This is a genomic window from Lentzea sp. (genome assembly GCF_036380075.1).
Classification (GTDB): Bacteria; Actinomycetota; Actinomycetes; order Mycobacteriales; family Pseudonocardiaceae; genus Lentzea.
The window spans coordinates 1-3,583 of sequence record NZ_DASVFL010000088.1; the positions used below are offsets into that span (position 1 = coordinate 1).

Genomic DNA, 3,583 nt, shown 5'->3' on the forward strand with positions numbered 1-3,583 from the left:
TCGTGTTCCACGTCAACTACCTCGGCGGCGACATGCCCACGTTCGCTCTCAACTTCTCCCGGCCCGGCGCCCAGGTCGCCGCGCAGTACTACTCGTTCCTGCGCCTGGGTGTCGAGGGGTACACGCGCGTCCAGCAGTACAGCCGCAACGTGGCGACGAGCCTGGCCGACCGCATCGCCGCCCTCGGCCCGTTCCGGCTCCTCACCCGCGGCGACCAGCTCCCCGTCTTCGCCTTCACCCTGGCCGACGGTGAGACCGGATTCTCAGTCTTCGACGTCTCCGCAGCCCTGCGCGAACGCGGCTGGCTCGTACCCGCCTACACCTTCCCGGCCCACCGCGAGGACCTCGCCGTCCTCCGCGTCGTCGTGCGCGCCGGATTCACCCACGACCTCGCCGACCTGTTGGTGGAGGACCTCGCCCGAAGCCTGCCTGCGCTGCGGGCGCAGGACCGGCCACGCCACGGCGCCGGCTCCGCCGCGTTCTCCCACGGCGCGGAACCCCGCTGAGGTCCCGGAGCCGCCCCGCCATCCGGCGCAACGTGAAGCACGCGTCGCGTTTTGTCCGGCTCGGTCGAGGTACCTGGGTCCTGTGATGCCAGCCGAACGACACCACCATCCGATCGAGTCGGATTCCGCTGACCGGTGGCACACGTATGAGCTGGTCAGCGGCGTTCCCGACATCAGGGAGGTCCGCCGATGGGTACGAACGGTGCTCGCGAACCTGACTGAAGGCGATCTTCTGGACGTACTGCTGGTGATCAGCGAGCTGGCATCGAACGTGTTCGACCACGCCGCGTTTCCGGCACGCCTCAAGGTGAGGAAGTCGGAGGACCCGTGCGTGGTCGGCATCGTCGCCGAGGACGCGTCGCCCGCCCTGCCCCAGCTGCGGACCGGCTCACCCGGCTCGACACGCGGACGCGGTCTGGTGATGGTGAACCGGCTCGCGCAGCAGTGGGGCTTCGCGCGCCGGGAAGCCGGCAAGTCCGTGTGGGCCGTCCTGCCCTGCGCCACCGTCACCTGACCGGCACGCGCCCCCTACCGTCGCATCTGCGGCGGCACGGCAGGCGCGGCACCGACGGCGGCAAGTGCGTCGGACAAGTCCGCGTACAGCGGGAGCACCATGTCCATCCCCGTGACGGCCAGGGGCGTGCGCACGGCGTGATGCGCTGCCACTACCGCGAACGGGACATCGCGAAGCCGGGCGGCTTCCTGCACCGTCGTCAGCAGGGTCATCCCGGACGACCCGAAGAAGGTCACGTCCCGGAGGTCGACGACGAGTCCGAGCGGGGTGCGTTCCAGGGCCTCGACGGCCGTGGTGAGCGGTGACCGCTCCGTCACCATGTCGATCTCTCCCGCCATCACGACGACGGCGACACCGGCGTGGTCCACCAGCTGCGTGGTCAGTACGTCCAAGGCTCCGTTGTTCCGGCTGTTCATCGCGCTCCTCTCGGCCCACCGCGAGAAGCGCCGACGCGAGCCGCTGCCCAACCCGGAAAACCTGTAGATGCACCTCGACTGCAAGGTTGTCGTTTCAGGACCAACCTTCGACAGTATGCCTCTACGCGGCTGTCCGCAACCGGGACTGGTTCGTCCCACCACGAACCGGAGGACGTCGGCTCACGCGTCGCGGGAGGCCGGCGGCTCGGGAAACGTCGGCTGGACGTCCAGAACCTGGCGCAGCTCGCTGACCTCCAGCGGGCGCAGCACGGCCGAGTGGTCGGCGATCACGACGAAGCGGTTCCCGGCTTCTCGCGCACGCTCGTCGCTGCACACCAGCACCCTGAGGCCCGCCGAGCCGATGTAGTCCACCCCGCGCAGGTCGAGGAAGAGCACAGCCGGCCCGGCGTCGAGCTGGGCATCGATGCACTTGGTGAACACGTCTTCGTTGCTGAGGTCGATCTCACCGCGGACCACGACGACCGGAACGCCGTCACGCCCGTGCACCTCGATGCTGAGAGGTGCGGCGTTGTCGCGCAACGGAGCCCCCATTCACAGCCCTTCCCGTCGTAATCGTCTTCATCGTGTGGCCGGCCACCGCCCATGTGTTCGTTCCGCGGCGGGGTGCGGTTCGAACACGGTGCCCGTCGTGGGCGGGACCGTCTTCCCCGTCAGCGCCGCGAGGCGGAACAGAGGTCCCACGAGCACGTCGTACAGCCACGGCAGGAAGCGGAATCCCGCGATGACGAGCGGGTTCGCGGGACCGACCGGCACCGAGACGTTCCGCCGCGGACGGCCGGCCAGCCGGACGATCGCGGCGGCGACCCGCTCGGGGCTCAGCACCGGAACCGGTGGCCGCGCGGCGCGGCCGGTGTAGTTGGCGGCCTGGTCGTAGATCGGCGTGTTGATGCTGCCAGGACTCACGATGCACACGTGCACGCCTGGCTCGTCGCGCGTCTCCTGTTGCAGAGTGCGCAAAACGGCACGCTGTCCCCACTTCGCCGTGGAGTAGGCGCCCATCTGCGGCACGGTGATCGAGCCGAGCAACGAGTTCACGCCGATGAACACACCGGTGCGCTGGCGGCGCATGACCGGCAGGACCGCCTGTGCGAGGTGCAGCGTGCCGTGGATCGCGGTGTCCACGACCGACGTGAACACGTCCGACGGCATCTTCTCCACGGTGCCGTACCCCATCGTCGTCGCGGTGTGCACGACGACGTCGATCCGCCCGTGGCGGTCGAGGGTCTGCCCGACGATCCGCCCCGCGCCGCCAGGATCGCCGATGTCGTCGGCGATGACGTCGACCGCGGCGACCGCCACCGCCCGGCAGGCCTTCTCCGCGGCGTCGAGCGCGTCACCGCTGCGGGAGACCAGGACCACGGCGTCCCCGCGCGCGGCGAACGCCACCGCGGCGGCCAGCCCGATTCCGCTGCTCGCGCCCACCACGAGCACCACCCGGCCGCTCACGGGCTCAGCACGACCTTGATGCAGCCGTCGCTCTTGGCGCGGAACATGTCGTAGCCCCGCGCGGCCTCGGCGAGCGGGAGGCGGTGGGTGGTCAGGTCCAGGGTGCCGAGCGGGTCGGCCGGGTCCATCACCAGCGGCAGGATCTCGTCGGTCCACCGGCGCACGTGGGCCTGCCCCATCCGCAGCTGGATGCCGCGGTCGAACATCTCCATCATCGGCATCGGGTCCTGCTCGCCGCCGTACACGCCGGACACCGAGACCGTGCCGCCGCGCCGCACACCCTTGAGGGCGGCGTGCAGGGCGTCGAGGCGGTCCAGCGCAACCTTGTCGATCACCTTCTGGGCGATCTTGTCGGGCAGCAGGCCCGCGGCCTTCTGGGCGGCGGCGACCAGGCCTCCGCCGTGGGCCTCCATGCCGACGGCGTCGATGGTGGCGTCCGGCCCGCGGCCGTCCACCATGTCGACCAGCGCGGCGGCCAGGCCCTCGGCTCCGTCGAACTCGTCGAAGTTGACGGGTTCGGCGCCGTGGCGTTCGGCCAGCGCGAGGCGTTCGGGCACCCGGTCGACGCCGATCACGCGGCCGGCGCCGAGCTGCCTGGCGATCCGGACGGCGAACTGCCCGACCGGGCCGAGCCCGAGCACCGCGACGGTGCCGCCGGGCGGGACGTCGGCGTAGCGGAC

6 protein-coding genes are annotated in these 3,583 nt (G+C 70.8%); 2 read left to right on the forward strand and 4 right to left on the reverse strand.

The features are described 5' to 3' along the window. A partial coding sequence (locus VF330_RS11120) for a pyridoxal-dependent decarboxylase (protein WP_330851457.1) occupies positions 1–506 on the forward strand: 506 nt, incomplete at its 5' end. An 85-nt stretch (positions 507–591) separates the two neighbouring features. Continuing rightward, on the forward strand, positions 592–1,020 hold the full coding sequence (locus tag VF330_RS11125) for an ATP-binding protein (RefSeq protein ID WP_330851462.1): 429 nt from the start codon (positions 592–594) through the stop codon (positions 1,018–1,020). 14 nt (positions 1,021–1,034) lie between these two features. On the opposite strand, the gene VF330_RS11130 is transcribed toward VF330_RS11125, so the two are convergent. The 4 genes from VF330_RS11130 to VF330_RS11145 form a co-directional block, all read right to left on the reverse strand. After that, complete coding sequence (locus tag VF330_RS11130) at positions 1,035–1,412, reverse strand: STAS domain-containing protein (protein WP_330851458.1); 378 nt, start codon at positions 1,410–1,412, stop codon at positions 1,035–1,037. 204 nt (positions 1,413–1,616) lie between these two features. After that, a complete protein-coding gene (locus VF330_RS11135) occupies positions 1,617–1,988 on the reverse strand; it encodes an STAS domain-containing protein (protein ID WP_330851459.1) in 372 nt (123 codons plus the stop codon). 27 nt (positions 1,989–2,015) lie between these two features. Continuing rightward, on the reverse strand, positions 2,016–2,903 hold the full coding sequence (locus VF330_RS11140) for an SDR family NAD(P)-dependent oxidoreductase (protein WP_330851460.1): 888 nt from the start codon (positions 2,901–2,903) through the stop codon (positions 2,016–2,018). Continuing rightward, the coding region (locus tag VF330_RS11145; RefSeq protein WP_330851461.1) for a zinc-binding dehydrogenase at positions 2,900–3,583 on the reverse strand (684 nt) is incomplete at its 5' end. The genes VF330_RS11140 and VF330_RS11145, both read right to left, overlap by 4 nt.